Origin of the sequence: Pseudomonas fluorescens (genome assembly GCF_001307155.1) — a bacterium.
GTDB lineage: Bacteria > Pseudomonadota > Gammaproteobacteria > Pseudomonadales > Pseudomonadaceae > Aquipseudomonas > Aquipseudomonas helvetica.
Genome location: NZ_CP012830.1, coordinates 5,412,736 through 5,430,755, shown reverse-complemented (window position 1 = coordinate 5,430,755; position 18,020 = coordinate 5,412,736). Strand labels below are relative to the sequence as shown.

At 52.5% G+C, this 18,020-nt stretch carries 12 protein-coding genes and 1 pseudogene; 9 read left to right on the top strand and 4 right to left on the bottom strand.

What is annotated here, in order from left to right; all coding sequences use genetic code 11:
* Positions 1-35: 35 nt before the first annotated feature.
* Positions 36-1,682: a phosphoglucomutase (alpha-D-glucose-1,6-bisphosphate-dependent) gene (gene pgm, locus AO353_RS24665; protein ID WP_054597307.1), complete on the bottom strand. Its 1,647-nt coding sequence runs from the start codon at positions 1,680-1,682 to the stop codon at positions 36-38.
* A 125-nt stretch (positions 1,683-1,807) separates the two neighbouring features.
* Positions 1,808-3,049 (bottom strand): annotated as a pseudogene (locus tag AO353_RS24660) (aminotransferase class I/II-fold pyridoxal phosphate-dependent enzyme); the annotation flags it as partial.
* Between the two features lie 149 nt (positions 3,050-3,198).
* Between AO353_RS24660 and AO353_RS24655 the strand changes: the two are divergent.
* From AO353_RS24655 to AO353_RS24625, 7 genes are all read left to right on the top strand, one after another.
* Positions 3,199-4,497 carry a site-specific integrase gene (locus AO353_RS24655; RefSeq protein ID WP_054597306.1) on the top strand — a complete coding sequence of 433 codons (1,299 nt, stop codon included), beginning with the start codon at positions 3,199-3,201 and terminating at the stop codon, positions 4,495-4,497.
* A 101-nt stretch (positions 4,498-4,598) separates the two neighbouring features.
* Positions 4,599-6,368: a hypothetical protein gene (locus AO353_RS24650; protein ID WP_054597305.1), complete on the top strand. Its 1,770-nt coding sequence runs from the start codon at positions 4,599-4,601 to the stop codon at positions 6,366-6,368.
* Between the two features lie 5 nt (positions 6,369-6,373).
* A complete protein-coding gene (locus tag AO353_RS24645; protein ID WP_146016062.1) occupies positions 6,374-8,419 on the top strand; it encodes a hypothetical protein in 2,046 nt (681 codons plus the stop codon).
* 1 nt (position 8,420) lies between these two features.
* Positions 8,421-8,834, top strand: coding sequence for a hypothetical protein (locus tag AO353_RS24640; RefSeq protein WP_054597303.1), 414 nt, complete (start codon positions 8,421-8,423; stop codon positions 8,832-8,834).
* Between the two features lie 356 nt (positions 8,835-9,190).
* Complete coding sequence (locus AO353_RS24635; protein WP_146016061.1) at positions 9,191-9,670, top strand: hypothetical protein; 480 nt, start codon at positions 9,191-9,193, stop codon at positions 9,668-9,670.
* Between the two features lie 585 nt (positions 9,671-10,255).
* Entirely contained in the window at positions 10,256-10,690 is a 435-nt protein-coding gene (locus AO353_RS24630; RefSeq protein ID WP_054597301.1) for a hypothetical protein, read from the top strand.
* A gap of 507 nt (positions 10,691-11,197) precedes the next feature.
* Positions 11,198-11,701 (top strand): hypothetical protein, encoded by a 504-nt coding sequence (locus AO353_RS24625; RefSeq protein WP_054597300.1) that lies wholly within the window; start codon positions 11,198-11,200, stop codon positions 11,699-11,701.
* Between the two features lie 308 nt (positions 11,702-12,009).
* Here the strand turns inward: AO353_RS24625 and AO353_RS24620 are convergent, their stop codons facing one another.
* Both AO353_RS24620 and AO353_RS31240 read right to left on the bottom strand, forming a co-directional pair.
* A complete protein-coding gene (locus tag AO353_RS24620; RefSeq protein WP_146016060.1) occupies positions 12,010-14,400 on the bottom strand; it encodes a hypothetical protein in 2,391 nt (796 codons plus the stop codon).
* Positions 14,401-14,945: 545 nt separating this feature from the next.
* Positions 14,946-15,086, bottom strand: a complete 141-nt coding sequence (locus AO353_RS31240; protein WP_158246513.1) for a hypothetical protein — start codon at positions 15,084-15,086, stop codon at positions 14,946-14,948.
* 47 nt (positions 15,087-15,133) lie between these two features.
* Between AO353_RS31240 and AO353_RS24615 the strand changes: the two genes are divergently transcribed.
* Complete coding sequence (locus tag AO353_RS24615) at positions 15,134-17,185, top strand: patatin-like phospholipase family protein (protein WP_102668224.1); 2,052 nt, start codon at positions 15,134-15,136, stop codon at positions 17,183-17,185.
* The gene (locus AO353_RS24610) at positions 17,176-17,973 is read left to right on the top strand and encodes a hypothetical protein (protein ID WP_054597297.1); all 798 of its coding nucleotides are present in this window, start codon (positions 17,176-17,178) and stop codon (positions 17,971-17,973) included. The genes AO353_RS24615 and AO353_RS24610 overlap by 10 nt, the downstream gene beginning before the upstream one ends.
* The last annotated feature ends 47 nt before the right edge of the window (positions 17,974-18,020 follow it).

The following is an 18,020-nucleotide window of genomic DNA, read 5'->3' as shown; positions in this document are numbered from 1 at the left end:
GAGCGGGAGCAAGCTCCCTCGCCACAGGCTCTCTATTATTTCGTGCTGATTGCGCTGTCCACCAGTGTCTGGGCTTCGCTGACCAATTGCTTGAGGTGATCGTCGCCAATGAAGCTTTCGGCGTAGATCTTGTAGATGTCCTCGGTTCCCGAAGGACGGGCTGCGAACCAGCCATTTTCGGTCATGACTTTCAGGCCGCCGATCGCCTGATCGTTACCCGGCGCCTTGCTGAGAATGCTCTGGATCGCTTCGCCAGCCAGTTGTGTCGACTTGACCTGATCCGGAGAGAGCTTGCCGAGCAAGGCTTTTTGCTCGGGGTTGGCCTTGGCATCGACACGTACCGAGAACGGCTCACCCAGTTCATCGGTCAGTGCACGATAAGCCTGGCTTGGATCACGCCCTGTGCGAGCGGTCATTTCAGCCGCCAGCAAGGCTGGAATCAGACCGTCCTTGTCGGTGCTCCAGACGCCGCCATCCTTACGCAGGAACGAGGCACCGGCACTTTCTTCGCCACCAAAACCCAGCGAGCCGTCGAACAGGCCATCGGCAAACCATTTGAAACCGACCGGCACTTCGTACAGGCGACGGTTCAGGCGCTTGGCAACGCGGTCGATCAAGCCACTGCTGACCACGGTTTTACCCACCGCCGCATCGGCGCGCCATTGCGGGCGGTTCTGGAACAGATAGTCGATGGACACGGCCAGGTAGTTGTTCGGCGCCAGCAAGCCGCCGGACGGGGTGACGATGCCATGACGGTCGTGGTCCGGGTCGCAGGCGAACGCCACGTCGAAACGCTCTTTCAGACCGATCAGGCCTTGCATGGCGTAGCTGGACGATGGGTCCATGCGAATCTGGCCATCCCAATCGACGGACATGAAACGGAACGTTGGGTCGACCTGGGTGTTCACCACCTCAAGGTTCAGGCGGTAATGCTCGGCAATCGCCGACCAGTAGCGCACCCCTGCTCCGCCCAGCGGATCCACGCCCAGGCGCAGGTTGGCGCCACGGATGGCGTCGAAGTCGATCACGTTGACCAGATCGGCGACGTAGGTATTGAGGTAGTCGTGACGATGGGTGGTGCTGGCCTTGAGTGCCTGCTCGTAGCTGATGCGTTTGACACCCGCAAGCTTGTTGGCCAGCAACTCGTTGGCCTTGGCCTCGATCCACTTGGTGATGTGGGTATCGGCCGGACCACCGTTGGTGGGGTTGTACTTGTAACCACCGCTTTGCGGTGGGTTGTGGGACGGCGTGATAACGATGCCGTCCGCCAGCCCCGACGTACGACCGCGGTTGTAGCAAAGAATGGCGTGGGAAATAGCCGGCGTCGGCGTGTACTCGTCGCCTTCGGCAATCATCACGGTCACGCCATTGGCGGCGAGGACTTCCAGCGCACTGGCGCCGGCCGGCGTCGATAGCGCATGAGTGTCGATGCCGACAAACAGCGGGCCGTCGATGCCCTGCGCTTCGCGATACAGGCAGATGGCCTGGCTGATGGCCAGAACGTGCCATTCGTTGAAACTCAGCTCGAACGAGCTGCCACGATGGCCTGAAGTACCAAACGCAACGCGCTGGGTTGAAACAGAGGCATCGGGCTGGCCGGTGTAATAGGCCGTTACCAGTCGCGGGATGTCGACCAACAACTCTACGGGTGCCGGTTTGCCCGCAAAAGGACTGAGTGTCATGCAAAACCTCTGAAAAAGAGTGGTTCAGGAATGGGGATGCAGTTTACTGGCAGTTTGACCAGAGAGCGACGATATCTATCCAGACAAAATCTATCCAGACATCAGCTGGGTATATTGACGCCCGGTCAATCGATGAGTTCAAGCCTCAACGCATCTGCCAGCATCGTCAATGCAGCCTCCAGGTCATGCTGCCCGCTGAATGTGTGGCTGAGCCTGACGTTCTGCGAATACAACCCATGCAGGCTGAACAGTTCGCCGGGGGCAATCACCACCTGTTGCTTGAGCATGCGCTGGAAGACCCGCCGCACATCGACCGGTCGTAACGAACGCGCCCAGATGGTCGCCCCGCCCGCCGGCTCGACAAATTCCAGCGAGTCGCTCAGACGGTCCTGCAGCATTTGGGTCATTCGGCTTTTACGCTCTTTCAACAGCCGGCGCAGTACCAGCAAGTGCTGGTCGATACGGCCGCTGCTGTACAAGCGTGCGATGGCTTTCTGACGAATCGGCGACAGGCGAAACGCGCGCAGCAAAAAATGCCGCTGCAACTCCACGCTCAAATGCCGTGAAAGCAGATAACCGTAAGGCGCCTCAGGCCCCATGAGCTTTTCGAAGGTGGAAAACACGATCAGTCGATCAGGATCGAGCACATCGCGAAAACGACGTTCATGCGGCTCATGAGCGAGTTCGCCGTACACGTCGTTTTCCAGTACCCAACTGCCGTGTTGTTCCAACAGCTCGGCGGTGGATTGCCGGTTGTCCGACGGCATCAGGCTGCCGCGCGGCATGCTCACGCCCGACGACAGCACCACCAGGCGAACCGCCTCGGTCCGGAGCAAATGCTCGAGTAACTCAAGGTCAAGGCAGCCGTTGCTGTCTATCGGCAACTCGATCACCTGCACTCCAGCGGTCTGGAACAAGCGCAAAATGGCCCAGTCGCAGGGCGATTCGACCAGCACGGTCGCATCCTTGAGTTCGAGCACTGCGATCAGTATTTCCAGCACACCTCGCCAGTCGGCACCGATGTAAACATCATCGGCATGCCAGCAGCGTGCCGGTGAAGTGGTATAGCGTGCCGCCAGCGCAGTACGTAATTCCAGCTCGCCACACGGCTGTGAGTGAAGCTGCGGCTGGCGCGGATATTGGCGCACCAATTCCCGCTCCAGCAGTAACAGCGGACTGTCCAGCGACTGCAAAAGCGCGGGCTCGTCGATACTCAGGACCAGCATTCCCGGGCGCCTTGCGCTGACATAGACCGTTTCAAGCAGGTCGTTGCCGCTGCTGAACGACGTATTCAAGGAAACCGGCAACGCGTAGTAGCCGGACTTTGCCACCGAATACACTCGCCCTTCTTTCTCCAGCAGCGAATATTCCATACTGCATACAACAAACCGTAATCAGTTGGCTGCCAAAACTCAATTAGATCAAGGTCTAGAAGCGATAAACGCGGTCAATCTGTACGCTTTTTGTGTAAACACAGAAAACCGCTAACACAAACTCCGACCAAAAGTGTAAAGACATGGCATTGAGGATCAAAGACTACAAAGCAAGGGACGGTAGCCGGTTCTCCTTGCTCATGGATACCGAGGGGGATGGGTTCCCTCTGTACTTCCCGACTGCATTCATCAGCATGCGCTTTGCCAGCCTTACAGCTAATACTCAGCGGGTGAACTTGTATTGCCTGAAGAAATTGTATGACTGGGCGAATGAAAAGAAGATCGACCTGGATCACCGGTTTGCCACGAAGAAATTGCTTACGGTGCCTGAGGTGGAGTCGCTTGTTCAATCGTTGTCAACCAATACGAAACAACTCGATGGCAGCAGAATCAAGGGAGCGCGTGTTAGTTACTTCCTTGACATCCTGATCGACTATTTCGGCTGGCTGTTTGGACATTGGATAAAGGACTCGAATACAGATGCGAACAAGAGCCTTATCGAACGCCTACAAACAAATTTAGCGGAGCGAAAACCGAAGAGAGGATCTGCGTCCCGTGCTAAAAGACGTCGCATAGCCAAGAGACTGACTGAGGCGACTGATACTGCACTACTGGAGCTCTTCAGCTCTTTTGATGACGCGAAACCCGCAGATCCAGAATGCGACATCCCAAAAAAAGAATCGGTATCGAATTTCAAGCTTGGACTCCAATTTCGAAACGCCTTAGCTCTGAGAATCCTCTACGACCTCGGCATCCGGCTTGGAGAACTGCTGAGCCTTAGGTATTCAGACTTCATCCCCGCATCGGGTGGAGAACATGCCTATATCAGAATCGAGCGCAATCACGACGATGCATTTGACCGCCGAATGAACCAACCTGTAGCCAAAACACTTGGTCGCACCCTTCCGATCTCTGATCAACTTGAGCAGATGATGTTCACCTATTTAGGAACGTATCGTGCCGAAATACCAAACGTCGGCTTTGACGATAGTTCATTCATTTTCGTCAATCACAAGAGTGGTGAGAATCAGGGCCGGGAAATCGAGATCGCAACATTCCGATCTGCACTCGCGGTAATCATAAAAGGCGATAAAAGACTGAAAGGTTTACACCCTCACCTTCTGCGCCATCATTGGAACTACCGCTTCTCTCAAGAATGCATCAGACGGGGCATAAGTGACCAAAAAGCCCGAGAGGAGCGAGAGCATTGGATGGGGTGGGTCGAAGGCTCTCAGTCTGCTCTCGACTATGATCTACGTAACATTCAGGAATCCGCCAACAAGCACGGGCGCAATATTGCGTCGGACACTGCAAGAAAGAAATCTGATCGCAAACAATCCGGGAGCAGTAGCTATGGAAGCGTCGACTCAGTGGACATCTGATGAAATAGATGGCGCTCCCGCGCGCCTGATCAAAAACTGCAGCCAATGCGATTGACTCGCCCTCTAGGCTTAACAAAAAAATCACCCGGAAACCTGAAATAATGAACGCAATAACAAATTCCGCAGACGAACTCACACAGGTTGTAGATCGTGAAAGTTTATCGCCAGATGAGCTCGAACTTTTAGACGGTTTTGACCGTAACGAAACCCGGCTCAAAGGGGCATACCCCGTTGAATTCATCGACACCAAACTATTAATTGCCAACAGTTTTCTAACGGATATCTCCTGCATCCTAAAAATGGATAGCGGCACTGTAAATGGATTCAAATCTACTGTAAAAGAAATTGCTCAAAGTGGTTCGTATTCACCGCTCTCGATAAGAACCACTATCGGGCATCTCGAAAAAGCCGTCCGGGACTTTCCAATCAAAAATTTTACACCGGAAAGTTACCAGAATCTGATAAAAAATAAAAGCAATGGGATCGCCAACGCCTTTCGAACATTTCTGAATATCTGGTTTCGACTGGGTTATCCAGGTTTAAACTCGGAAACGATGGATGTAGTAAATTATTTGAAACGCCCCGCTCCACGACCTCGTGCCAGAATTACGTCTGACGACCCGACCGAGGGTTGGTATACCACGCAAGAGTACGACGATTTAATTGATAGTTACTGGCTCAACTATGAAAGCGGACAGGTTGATTTGCGCGACACTACAGCATTATTGCTTAACGGCCAATATGGCAGGCGCGGCAGGCAACTGACAACTCTTAAGGTCTGTGACTTTCAATGTGAAGGTGAAACTGACGGTGTTTCAGGGAAGAGAGTCAGCTTTCCTGGAGCAAAAGATCGAGGGGCGGAGGAATGGTTTCGCGGATCAAAATTTGAAACACATTCTATGGGTGGTGATCTTTGGGATTTGTGCCAATTACAAATTAAAGAGACCATATCGGCTCATGAAAAAATCTTCAAACGCGAACTTACGCCGTACGAGCGCGATCAGTTACCATTTTTTCACAAAGACAATAGAAGAATAGCCTCGACTAACTACCCCAATATTGAATCTTTTTCGGGGGATGATTTTTCCTCTTCTTTTTTACATCTCGGTACATCGGGAATGACTTATATGCTCACCAACCCCAAGGGCACCCCCGTTATTTCCGAGCGCACGGGGCAGCCAGTACGGCAGTTTGCTTATAGGATGCGATATACACGGGCGAGGCAACTTGCACGCATGGGTGTGCCACGTTTGACTTTACAGTATTGGCTGGGTCAAGAGCGTGAAAACTCGCTTGAGCACTATTACAATGATCCCGCTGAAGATGCTCGCTTGCTGAATGACGAAATTCAGGCAATTTTAAGTCCTCTTGCTCAAGCATTCTCTGGTTCGATCCGGGATAAAGAATCAGATGCCACACGAGGTAATGACCCATCAAGTAGAGTTGAGCTGGATGGGAGACATAGTGTAGGCAGCTGTGGCGAGCACGGCTTCTGTTCGGCGTCAGTGCCTATTCCTTGCTATCGCTGCTCCAAGTTTGAGCCTTGGGTTGATGCTCCACATGATGAGGTTCTTATCAGGCTGATTGAGCGTCAAGAGGAGGAGAACAACATTAATCTACCGAGCAAGGCGAGACGAATGCTCGTGCCTTTGCAGCTGGATAAGGATATTGCGGCGGTAAGGCTCGTGATAAAGCTGTGTGATGCCCGTAAACGAGAGCTCTCCAAACATGAGTCTACCAGACAAGAGCACGCCCAAAGCGAATCCACCAATAAGCAAGGGGTCGGTCTTAACCAAGCCCGGGAAAATAAGCATGCAGAAAGTTCTGAGCACGGTTCACGAAAAAAATCTTCTCAAACTAAGTGTGAGTGATCAGCATGACTAATACAGTCAAATTTCAGTCAAAAGCCCAGCTAACCAATCAACAGAATTTAGCTAACTACATCTATCAGGCTCAACATGTGAGCCCAGTCTGGAAAAATCTGCCTGGTTTTTCGTGGAGCGCTAATGTCTGGAGCACCCCACGCGGTTCACTTCGATTCATGAAATATGGTATCAAATTACACACTAGGGCCACGCCCACACCGGCGCAACAGTTTGACTCGGACTACATGGAGTTTGCCAAGGCATTCCTTCTCAATAATCGACGAGGTGACCCCACAAAAGCTTTTCGCGTGGATTATCTTGCAGTACAGATTATCGATGCGGCTCTGATTGAAGTGGACGGCTATGCGGACATAACTCGGTTATCGCCTATCCATCTTGAAAAAGCGGTAGAAATCATTAAGAAACGGAAAAAGGGCCACCTAAACGCAGCCGTAGCTCTTCAAAGTCTTGTGCGGGTGGTGGCGCAGCACAACATCACCTCTCATAGTCTAAAATATTGGGAGCATCCGTTCTCAGCCAAGGGACTAGGGAAGAGCGAAAAGCCTGAGAAAGCATCCTTGCCTGATGACGATGCACTGCTAGCGTTTGCAGAAATTTTCTCTCGCGGCTACCACGGTGATCTGGATGATGAATCCGTGTATGTATCTAGCATTACAGCAATTCTGTTGTCGGTGCCTATGCGGATCGCAGAAAAATTGCGCCTGCGTCTGGACTCATTGAAATCAGAAACAGACAAAAAAGGCGTCATCCAGTGGTACCTACACTACTACTCCACCAAGAACAAGAAGATGGTCACCAAGGGTATCCCTGCGGTAATGGCAGATCATTGCCGGGAAGCGTTTAGGCGTCTAGAGAGCATCACGAAGGAAGCTCGCAAGTTAGCGCTCCACCTTGAGAGCGGATCGACCGATTTTTTTCCGCACCCTGAAGTACCTGATGTTCCTGCAGATCAAATTCTGACACCGCAGCAAGTGTTAGAAGCGCTCGGCCGCCCCTCTCCTGCGTCCGCAGAAACCTTGATGAAGCACCTCACGGGCCGTTACGAACTTGGAGGCTGGACGCTTAATACGCTCTGGAAATTGATTAGCGCCTATAACATGCGGAAAAACCCATTTTTCCCTTATCAGGTAAACCCAGATCTTTATCCCGTCAAACCGCCAAAAATGTCGGAATCATTACTCTGCTTCCTGAAGTTCCAACTCAGCGAGCTCAGAGCCACCAGTCCAGTGCTTATCGCGCCGACCACCCAACACCACTATTCGACGCGGGTTGCCCCTAGCAAAGTGAGTGCTGTCAACGGCAAGATCTATGATTCTTTTTTGAGCCGGCACGGGTATCCCGACACCTCAATCAGGTCGCACCAACTGCGTCACTTTCTGAACACAGCAGCCAAAGAAGCGGGCCAAAGCATCGAGTTTATTACGCATTGGAGTGGTCGAGCCTCGGTCAAACAGACTCGTGACTATATCCACCAAGACCCTAAGCGGGAGGCCCGCAAGTTGAGCGACAGCCTCATCCCTGTTGCAGACGTAACTCCAGAGCCTATCACCGCCGCTGAATACGACATTCGTGATAAAGGCCCTATCATTGCAACGCGCTACGGAATTTGCATGCACGCCTGGACGACGAGCGCCTGCCAGAAGTCTGGCGATTGCCTCAACTGCTCTGATCTTTTGCACTGCAAAGGGCACAAGAACTCGCTTCAAGCCGTAAAGGTTGAACGGGATCATGTAGCAGAGAATCTCGGCGCGACGCTTAAAGAGATCGAGGCAGGAAACCGCCCCGCCACACGCTGGGTAGAAACTCATACTTTCTACCTGGAGAGACTGAACCAAATCGTGACCATGCACGAGAACCCGGACATTCCAGACGGCAGCCCTATGCAAATGGTGGGCAAAGACTTCACGCATGCAAAAAGAATCTTGGCCAAAAAACAACCGCAGCTCGACAAGGACAGTGTAGTCCGTGACATTCTGGACAACATCTATGACGACGATCTTCGGCTCTGCCTCAACGAAATGATGGGAACAAACTGACATGCCCCGCGCCTTCACTCCCAAAGAATTGAAAGCGATCACCAACCTCATCAGAGATTGGCCGATCGACAAAAAGCTGACTTGGGATGCCATCTGCAAGTCTTCGGAATCGGTGCTGGATTTCGTCCCAACGCGCCAGGCGTTTGCGGACAAGCCGGCGGTGCTCAATGCCTACAAGATCCGAAAAGCCGCCATCACATCAAATCGAGACAGGCTCGCGAGCATTCCAAAACCAAAGAGCCTCACCGCTGCGGCGGAGACGATTGCGAGACAGCAGGCGCAGATCACTCAGCTGAAGAATGAACTCCAAGGGATGGCGGATATGGCGCGACGCTTCATCCATAACGCAGTGCTACACGGCCTAAAACGCGAAGATTTGAACGCCCCATTGCCCAAGCATGACCGGAAGGAGTGAATGACTCACTCCGCCCTGCTGTAGATTTCAATGATCAACGTCAGCAACGGTGGCCACGGCGCAACCTGGCTCACCACAACTCCAGAACTAAATAAGCTTGACATGGTGGATTCTTGAGGAATACCTGCCCAAAGTCTCCGCACGTAAACCTCTGCGCGCCGCAGGGCTCAACGCTGTGCAGTGACCATACCCCCTTACTTCTTATCGATGGAATAGGGAAAGCGCTCACTGCGGCCGTGCCTGTAGAGTGAATCTGCCGCTCAAACACTTTGACAGCTGAAGGGACGCTTGAAGGCCGGGGCATATCCTTGCCCTCTTCGACCGTTTCGGTTCTAGTACCCACCCCAAAGCCGCACATGACCACATCCCCGACCATCCTCACCCCTGGCCAACCTGCACGCCCATGGCCGCGTCCAAACCGCCCACTGCCTTTTGCCGAATACTACGACTACGAGGATTATCCACCTGAGGGCTGGGAGCTCACGGACGTCGAATTCGTCTGGTGGACACTAGCGTCTCGCATGAGCAAAAAGGAGCTTCGGGTCAAGTTGGCGAAGGTGGTCAAGGAGAAGTACTTTCAGCCCCACGATTGCTTTCGGTATATCCCCGTAGCGGACACAAAAGGCCGTGGGCGCTACCCTCGCGGCGTCATGCTGCTTTTGAAACAGATCCTGAAGCCTCACCGTGGGATGTTTGTGCACAAGGAATACAATGCGCTTCGCATTCAGTTAACGATATGGAACTCGCTCACTCTGGCAGTGCTTGAATGGTGTCCTGCGCAGTGGCTACCTGAGCACCTGGTGGTTGCAAAATTGGAGATGGATTTGGGTTTGTGACCAAGCGGTTGAAGGCTCCCATTCCAACCTGAATCTCCTTCAAGCCTGAATCCTTTTCAAACCTGTAGATGTTGATGATGTCTGTGACCCCAAATTTTGTTGGGCTCCACTACATTGAATTGGCTGCGTCAGCAAATGGAGAGGCAACCGCCGACTTGCCACCCCTACCTTCCTAGGGTCGTCGGCCTCCCCTGTTGGAGCACGCATCCCTATTCAGCACCTGCCCCCCCTATTAGACTGGATCTATTCCCTGCCTTCTACACGCATTACGTCTTTTGAAGCCATCGGCGCAGCGCTATCAATGAAAGGTACCCAGCCAGGCGACCTCACTAAGCCGAACGACTAAACGCCCGCTCAACCTCTCGCTGCTTGCTGGATAAACCCAGTAGCAAATGATTGAAACAGATGTTCACGGGCAGATCTCCATACCCACCAGCCCTTTGTCGACAGCTAATGGTAACTCCAACCCCATAGAACATCACACCGATAGCACGGACAGGGGCAGTAGCTTTTGCACATGACTTCGGGTGTGCGCGTACATGACTTGTGAGAGGATCTGAGGTATCACATCACCGAGGAAACACCATGATTGCTGCGCTCAACAGTACCCTGTCACTTCACGGGATAGATCCCCCCAAACGCTCAGTTTACCTATCGCTTGTCGCCGCATCTCCTTGTATGGCGCTTGCCGCCTTATGGAATCAGGGAGACCTGACGGTAGTAAGTGCATCAATCACGCTGTCGATGGCTGCCTACCTTTATCTGCGCCTGGAGACGATACAGAATCGTTTCCGGCCGGCGTGGGCAGAAGAATATGAAAGGAGGCTCGCGGAACTCGTGGCGCAACTTTCTTGTGAAGGGCTTTCTGCAGTAGAGCGTCAGAAGCTCCTGAGTCGAATAGACGATCTCAAAGACCGCTATCATCTGGTGATTTCGCCCCAACTGACCTACCGCTGGGTCACATTCCAGGCTCGTGCAATGCTGGTAATCGCCAGAATTCTGCGTTTCGACATTCGCTAACGATCCAGAGCTTCACGATGAGCAGTCGTGAGGCTCAAAAAATCAGAGTAGCATCAAGCCTGAAACGCTGGTTTTCTCAACGTTCACTGAACGTATCCTTTTAGTGCGTCGACGCCGTGCAACAACTAATCAGAGTGAGCGAGCCGTTGAGAGGTTGGCACAAAGCAGCGCCAGATCCTCCAAGTTGGCCTTGCCCTTGTGATTTTAATGGGACAGTGGAATCTGAGATGACACTCGATGACCCGGAAACCGGCCTCGTCATACAGTTAGTAGGCCTTCGCATCGTTACATGATCGATTTGTAATCTCCTGCCAAATTGGCAAAAACATATTCCCCAAAGCCGCCCTCACTGTTTTAAACATCGAAGGTTGCCGAAGGATCACAGGCACTTCTTCCTCGCACAACTCAACCTCCAACTATAAAAATCCATACTGAGACATGAAGAAGTTGCGCGAACCGTTGCTCCACAGCAACACTGTATAAAACAAAAATAAAAGGCTAATAAAAATGTCAGATCCAGTAAGTATCTCCTGCATTGAACGTTCAAAAAAAGGATCTTCGAAAAACTGCGCTTACAGTGCCAAAGAGCTAAAAAGCCAAGAGCTGAGTAAATTTCAGTCTCTGGGTGCACTTTTTCACACCGCCGACTTAATGGATGAGGGAGACTTTATTGATTCGATTCAGGCTCCGTGGTTTTTTGGTGTTGGCGTGGATAAATTGGGTTTCGATTACTATGCCCCTGTGCATTTGCTGTCGTCTCCAAATTGGAAAATTCGGATGTGCACAGCTTGGTGCCTGATCGGTGATGCGGAGAGAAAAATTGCGCGCCAGTTGGATTACAACGAGGTACACAATTTTTGGCCAGACTTTGCATTTCTCGACCTAGGCTGGGACAACGAGGTGATGGACTGGGCCGCCTTCCTACCCTGGTCTCTTAACGTTCCGGTTAAACTCAAGATAGCGAGATCCGTGGGGCAACCCCTCCGAGACACACTCACGTTCAAGGCATAAGTAAACTAACGGGCGGATGGTGGCGGTTTCGCTTTGTGTGCATACGTGAGCCATGGATCTGAGCAAGCTCGTTATCACGCGTCGTGAGCGCCTCGATTGGGTGAGTTGGGCTACCGGCCTTGGCATTTACTGATCTTCAGGAAAATGACTTTTCAGGCATCTGGTCACCACGCAGAGAACGCGCTCAACAACAGCTTCAACCAATACAAACTCCTTCTTGGAATTGATGACCAGAACCCCAGCAGGGTGAGAGTCTGGGCTGACGTAGGAAGGAGCCGGCCCATCTGGGACGGCTCTGGCGTCATGCTTTACTTGCTCTTGCGAGGGCACCGAGAGAAGACTTGTGCCATTTGAACCAAGGATTTAACCAACGATTCCAGCATCAAACGGCCCTGCACCACCTCTGGGTCGGAATGTTGAACGATACCAACCAGACCATAAGCTTTACCAAACGCAGACGAAGGTAGATGAGCGTCTGCCTGCCGGAGCTCGTTGATACCTACCAGCACCGTCGTCAAGGCCCTCGCCTCATCCTGGCTCACCTCCTTTTGCAACGCAGCTTCCAAGTGCTTGACCGAGCCGGCCTTCATCTTGGCAGGCGGAGCGGTCAGTACTGAAAGGCCGCCTCCGTCCAATGACTCAACAGTGACCCTGGCCAAGTCCTTAGCCAGTTCGAGCACTCCCGTTTTTTCTAGCGCCCGGAACCGATGAATTCGTCCAAAGATGTCATTAATGGCATGGTGCGCCGCGAATAGGGGTTTCCCCGTGAGCTTCTCAAATTCCGCGTTGAGTGAGTCGTAAGCCGGTCGCAATTGCGCCTCAGGGGCTTTGGTATCGGCAGGGGCAGCTTTAGCTTGTGATGCCAGCAGCTCTTCAGAAACGCCCCCGTCAGGTGCTACGTTTGCCCCAGCCCAGACCCGCTGCTGCCAAAGCGGAAGTTGGCCGATGTCCTTGGCGTATACGTTGATAAGACCGAGGTCATTCAGACCGAAATGCACGCTATTTCCACGTGTGATGCCGATTAGGCCGGTGTCACGGGTATACCAGCTCAATGAGGAGCCTCGGTAACTGCTGAGCAGAGTCGAGACGGTCGGGCGAAACCATAGCCAGCCGCCACGGGTAATCAGCTCATCACCATTGACGCGATCCCCGGAGCCATCAACCGCAAAATCCACCTTTGTGAGTGCCGGCTCACCCATTACCCGTTCGCTGACCCGGCCTGGCTCGACCACTTCGGTTTTCCATAGCGAACCTCTCAAGCTGTACAGTTTCCTCCCCTGATGCTTAACCGACCACGATTTAGAAACAACGGAGTCATCGTTTGGAAATCCGGCAACAGGCACTTCATCATCAGCGTCGATGTCCGTGCGAGATGCATGGAAAACACCAGTTGAAGAACCATACGGCATTCCGCCTTCGTGGATTGCCTGGTTGAGCCCCTCCCACTTGTCCCCGTCCGTCACGTCCTCCACAAGCTCGGAAGCCCAGTTGATATGGGAGGCATTCGACACGATCTGCTGGCGGCTTCGATAGCTAGAAATCAGCAGGTACATTTCCCGTGCTTTCAAATAGTCGCGCAGGTGCTCAGTACGCACCTCCAAAAGAACAGGCTTACCGGCCTCATCGCGCGACAGCCTCGCGACCTCCTGAAAGCCCTCCGCTGGTCGCAGCCAGCTGTCACCTTGGCGCTGCAACCCTAGGGAGATCACAATATCCTGATGCAGATGCCACTCACTGGTCGCTTCGCCATCAAATGACTGGTCGATCACGAGCCCGGTGCCGACAGCATCAGCGTGGTGACTACCCCAATCACCCGCCCAATAGTAGGTCGTGATTCGTTCCGGCTGTGCTGGTTTGACAGCTTCCGGCGCAGTCTCTGGAGGCACTGGCGTAGCAGGATCCCTCTTGGTCGGCAGGACACTTAGGGCTAGGTTCAGATTGGTAAAAGGCACACGGAAAGACGCCAACAATTCCCCTTGTTCGGGCTCGGACTGCTGAGACTCTTTCTCAAGCTCGGCACTATTTTCCACATCCGCCGAGCGCTGGCTGTCTGGCCAGACATACTTGCTTTCAAAGCCGCCCACAAAGGCGTTCCCACCGATGTCGCCCCAACCCAGCTTGTGTATTTGGTCACGATGAACCAGTTCAAACATCACCGAGCCAACTCCGGAATACTCTTCAAGGTAGCCCTCGTAGCCATACTCCCTGTCCCTGCAAAGCACTGACTCGGCGCGAAGCGGTACCCAGACTTTTTGGGCAACGGACGTCTTTCGAATCTTGGCCATTTCAAACCAGGCCTGCGGCTTGCATTCTGCTGTCTTGGGTATTACTCCTACTGCTGCTTGTGCTCCTGCTTCATCTTTAAGCACCAGCACAACGACCATCTTGCGTGCATGGTCGATCACATCCAGCTGCTTACGCACCATTTCGCGTACTTCTTCAGGTGGAATCAGTTGATCAATCGCATCGGCAGAGAAAAAGGCGCCTGGATTCTCAAAGCCGTTCAAGTCGGAATACCAAAGGGCGAAGCTAGGGCCTTGAGCAATCACGGCCTCAGTACGACTGAGGTCAGTCCAGGCGCTGCGCCAGTGCTCTAGAATTACCGTGACCTGGTCATCCCGGGACGAATGTGGGCCATCGACCTGATGCCAATCATCAGGGTCGTCCGCAACCATTTCCATTTCATGATCCTTATCCATCAACCCCTCGCGCATGCACTGCCTATCACCTGGATGTGGATTAAACCACGAGGCACGAACGATCTGCAGAGCGCTTCTGAATTCGGACGCCCCTCCAGTTGCAACAGCGCTTTCCACCAGTAGACTGCTCGCCTCAAGACATACACTAATCGGCGCCTAAACCTGACGCTGGCTGTGAAATCTCAAATCACAAAAGTGTGATCATGATGGTGTTCCTGCGCCAAAAATAGGACTGCGCCAGCGCTAAGCACTGTGGCACTAAGGCACCCACCCAGCCGATCCAAGTGCCGCTCGAATCGCGCTGGGCTTGCCATATGCAACGGTGCGCTTGTCTTCAAACGTCTTCGAGCTAATAAAGCGACGTGCCTCCAAAGCCTCGTCCAAGCGTCGGTCTTCACTCGCTGATGGAAGCGTTACTTTTCCAGACTTCACCGGTTTCAAGTACGCCCGATCAAGGAGATTTAGAGCCGTTACTTTTTCCTACCGTGCATAGGCTTGCTTGTGGTGCTGTTCAAGGCCATTCAAGCGCGCAGCCTCAGATCGGTTCACTTGGCGATTTTGTTGCAGGCGACCTTGTCACTGCGACCACTGTGGGTTTGTGTCAGGTTGGCCATCCAGGCATTACCTTTTTTGCACTGACCGGTGCCGACGCTATGAGAACAAATGCCCTGCAGAGGTGCTTCCACCGTTACGCCTGATCCGCACCAGTATTGTCGACAAAAAACCGCAAATAATGCCATTGAGCCATTATTCATCGGGTAAGATCGCGGCCATTGGCAATCCATACAGAATGACGAAGGACGACATGACGGAATCGGCGCATCCGAAGCCTGCTGGTGGTAAGGGTTTGGTAGTAAAACGCAAGTCCACTATTACCGAACTGCCTACTGAATCAGATCCCGTTAATACGGGAATGGGAGTCCTAGGGCTGGCTTTGCGAGCTGGGGCGGCGCATAGGTCGAATGAGCACCACCGCTCAAAAAAGGGCGACAAAGCTAAGCAACTGGATAGGCGACCGGTTTTTTTGGCCATGCAGGGTGGCGGCGCCAAGGGCATCGTGCATGTGGGTGGTCTGACGGCACTCGATGACATGAACCTTGATATCAAAGGCGTGGCGGGTACTTCAGCGGGTTCCATCGTCGCGGCGCTCGTTGCTGTCGGTTACAAAGGCAAAGACCTGCTCAATCTAGACGGCGATGGAAATCTATTTGAGACGTTGCCCTCAAAATTAAAGGTAAAAAAACCTACCGACCTGTTCCCGTTTTGGGGCTGGCAAGCTCTAAGATTTTCCAGGTTGGTCATTACTGCAGGGGGCCGGTTGCTCTCGTTGGAAAGCAAACTTCTGACCTGGTTGTTTCCAAGCAAAAAGCCCGGCCCTGTCAAGCGTGCTCTTCGTCGACTTTTCGGATTCTTGAGCGTAGCTGCCAAATTGGTATTTTGTGGATACCTCATCTATGAAGGGGTGGAATGGGTCGCGGTTCAAGATCAGGAAACGTTGAAAACGACCATGTGGATTGCAGTTGGAGTGATCATTACTCTCGGGTTGGTCGTGTGGAAGGCACTCAAAGGAATCACAACTGTAAATAAAGTCCGTGATTTCATTGATAACGCATTACGAAACAAGATCACCCTAATGAAGGACACAGATAAAGGCGTGACGTTTGCTGACCTTCAAAGGGCAAAAAAATCGCCGCTCAAAATCGTGGCTACCAACGTCTATGGTGAAACCTTAGAGTTATTTTGCGTGGAGCGTACGCCGGACGTTGCCATTGCCGATGCGGTGGCCGCTTCAATCTGCCTGCCTGTCATCTTCAAACCTTGGCGACTCGTGTTCGAGCGTCACAACACCCATCCACCGACTCCTGTTGAGACGACCTTTCTTGACGGTGGATTGGTTTCCAACCTTCCTGCTTGGCCATTCGATCAGGAGCGCAAGGACAATCCGGATATCCCGACGATTGCGCTGAGTATCGGAGAGCCCCCTGTTCCAACGCATAAGCATTGGTTGTTTTCGTTGGTCGGCAGCGTTGTGAACGGCTCGCAAGAGGTTCATACCCGCGCGGCAGGACAAATGTCACAAGTCGCCCTAAGCACTACATTAGGGATGCTCGACTTCGACAAGCCGGTTCTTGTCTTAAGAAATGAGGCTAAGAAAGCAAGGCTGACGACCCAAAACAAGGTCACGTTTGACTTGGCCATATCGCCAAGAGTCCTGCGAGCCTTCGTAGCGGCGGTTCAAAGAGAGATCGAGATGCTCACTGCTGCCCCCCTGGCTTGGGCCAGCCCAATCCCTGCGGATGCGCGCATCAGAGTTAGCCTCGCCGTGGAGCAGTCAGGCTCGTTTGCTGCGTCCTATACAGCTGGACACCAACCGGGGGACAAAGACGCCGCAAACCTCGGCGTCAAGGTTACGTCTCACATCGCGCATTACTGCTGGAATAAACAAGCGTTGTATTCGAGAGTCTTCCCTCCAACGATCCTGCCAAACAAGCTGGCGGAACGAGGGGTTTGGGGCGACGCCTGCTTCATTATCTGCATCCCTTTGTTTTCAAAAGCCCCCTTGTACCCCGTGTCCCAGCCAGCAACGATGACACAGCAGCCAAAGGGGTGTGTGGTCGTGATTGAGTCGAATATCCCCGTGATTGCGACGACCGAAGCGCAAAAAATTGCCTTCAGTAAGTTCGTGGAAACAGTGAGGGAGCGCGTGCTATATTTAGATCAAGAAGTCGATAATAATAAGCGAGCGACTGCTGATTTCGCACAGGAGACAAACAAATGGCGTTGATGATAATTGATTTCGGTGACGGTGATATTTCTGAGATAGAGATTCCAGAAGTAAACGCTGATGACAATGTTCCGAATGAGCTCCGCCAAATGGGTGACTGGCTAGGCGAGGTTGCTCAAGACGCAGCGGAGTATCTTTCTATTGCGGAGCAACTTCAGAAATCTGACTGGATCGAAAATGATCAGACTCGTCCATTGTTCAAAAAATTACATGAAAAATCACTCGATTTTCGGGCGATCCCGTTTGATGGCCACATCAAAGAATTTTACACCTGGGTGGAACAACCAGGGGTCATGGCCCGCCTCCCAAAGGGAACTAAGACCCTTTTTGACTCCAGTCAAGACCTAAAAATTACGCACAAGGCTGGAATGTCCAGTGAAGAAGCGAAAGAGTTTTTCGCAAACCTGACGCAGGAAATTATCTGTGAGCGAAATGCTTTACCTCAAGAAAACAAGTTGCAGCAACTTCTCGCGTTCAAACAAGAAATTGGGGCATTACGCGCCGAGACCAACGATCGTACCGCTGAGTTAATTACTCACGGCCGCGCCATCACAGAAGTCTATCGCAGCGCTAGCACACATCGTTCCCTACAATCGGGTTTGGGAACTCTCCTCGCTCCTAGCCTACAACCCCTGTATCTCGAGGGCGATGTCTTAGACTCAAACAGTGTAGAAATTAATTACGCGGTCACACTGTACCCTGAGCACTCATTGCAACGAAAGATAACAGTACATGCGAAATCCAAGCAGGGTGGACGCCGAACTTTTGAAGTGGGTATGACACGTTGATAGACAGGCAATTAACTAGAAACGTGATCAATCGGTCAGCTACGTTA

What these genes read in the sequence shown, in the direction of transcription:
- AO353_RS24640 (WP_054597303.1), top strand. Translation starts at nt 8,421, where the DNA reads ATGCCCCGCGCCTTCACTCCCAAAGAATTGAAAGCGATCACCAACCTC.
- AO353_RS24610 (WP_054597297.1), top strand. Translation starts at nt 17,176, where the DNA reads ATGGCGTTGATGATAATTGATTTCGGTGACGGTGATATTTCTGAGATA.
- AO353_RS24620 (WP_146016060.1), bottom strand. Translation starts at nt 14,400, where the DNA reads ATGGATAAGGATCATGAAATGGAAATGGTTGCGGACGACCCTGATGAT.
- AO353_RS24655 (WP_054597306.1), top strand. Translation starts at nt 3,199, where the DNA reads ATGGCATTGAGGATCAAAGACTACAAAGCAAGGGACGGTAGCCGGTTC.
- pgm (WP_054597307.1), bottom strand. Translation starts at nt 1,682, where the DNA reads ATGACACTCAGTCCTTTTGCGGGCAAACCGGCACCCGTAGAGTTGTTG.
- AO353_RS24625 (WP_054597300.1), top strand. Translation starts at nt 11,198, where the DNA reads ATGTCAGATCCAGTAAGTATCTCCTGCATTGAACGTTCAAAAAAAGGA.
- AO353_RS24650 (WP_054597305.1), top strand. Translation starts at nt 4,599, where the DNA reads ATGAACGCAATAACAAATTCCGCAGACGAACTCACACAGGTTGTAGAT.
- AO353_RS24630 (WP_054597301.1), top strand. Translation starts at nt 10,256, where the DNA reads ATGATTGCTGCGCTCAACAGTACCCTGTCACTTCACGGGATAGATCCC.
- AO353_RS24645 (WP_146016062.1), top strand. Translation starts at nt 6,374, where the DNA reads ATGACTAATACAGTCAAATTTCAGTCAAAAGCCCAGCTAACCAATCAA.
- AO353_RS24615 (WP_102668224.1), top strand. Translation starts at nt 15,134, where the DNA reads ATGCCATTGAGCCATTATTCATCGGGTAAGATCGCGGCCATTGGCAAT.
- AO353_RS24635 (WP_146016061.1), top strand. Translation starts at nt 9,191, where the DNA reads ATGACCACATCCCCGACCATCCTCACCCCTGGCCAACCTGCACGCCCA.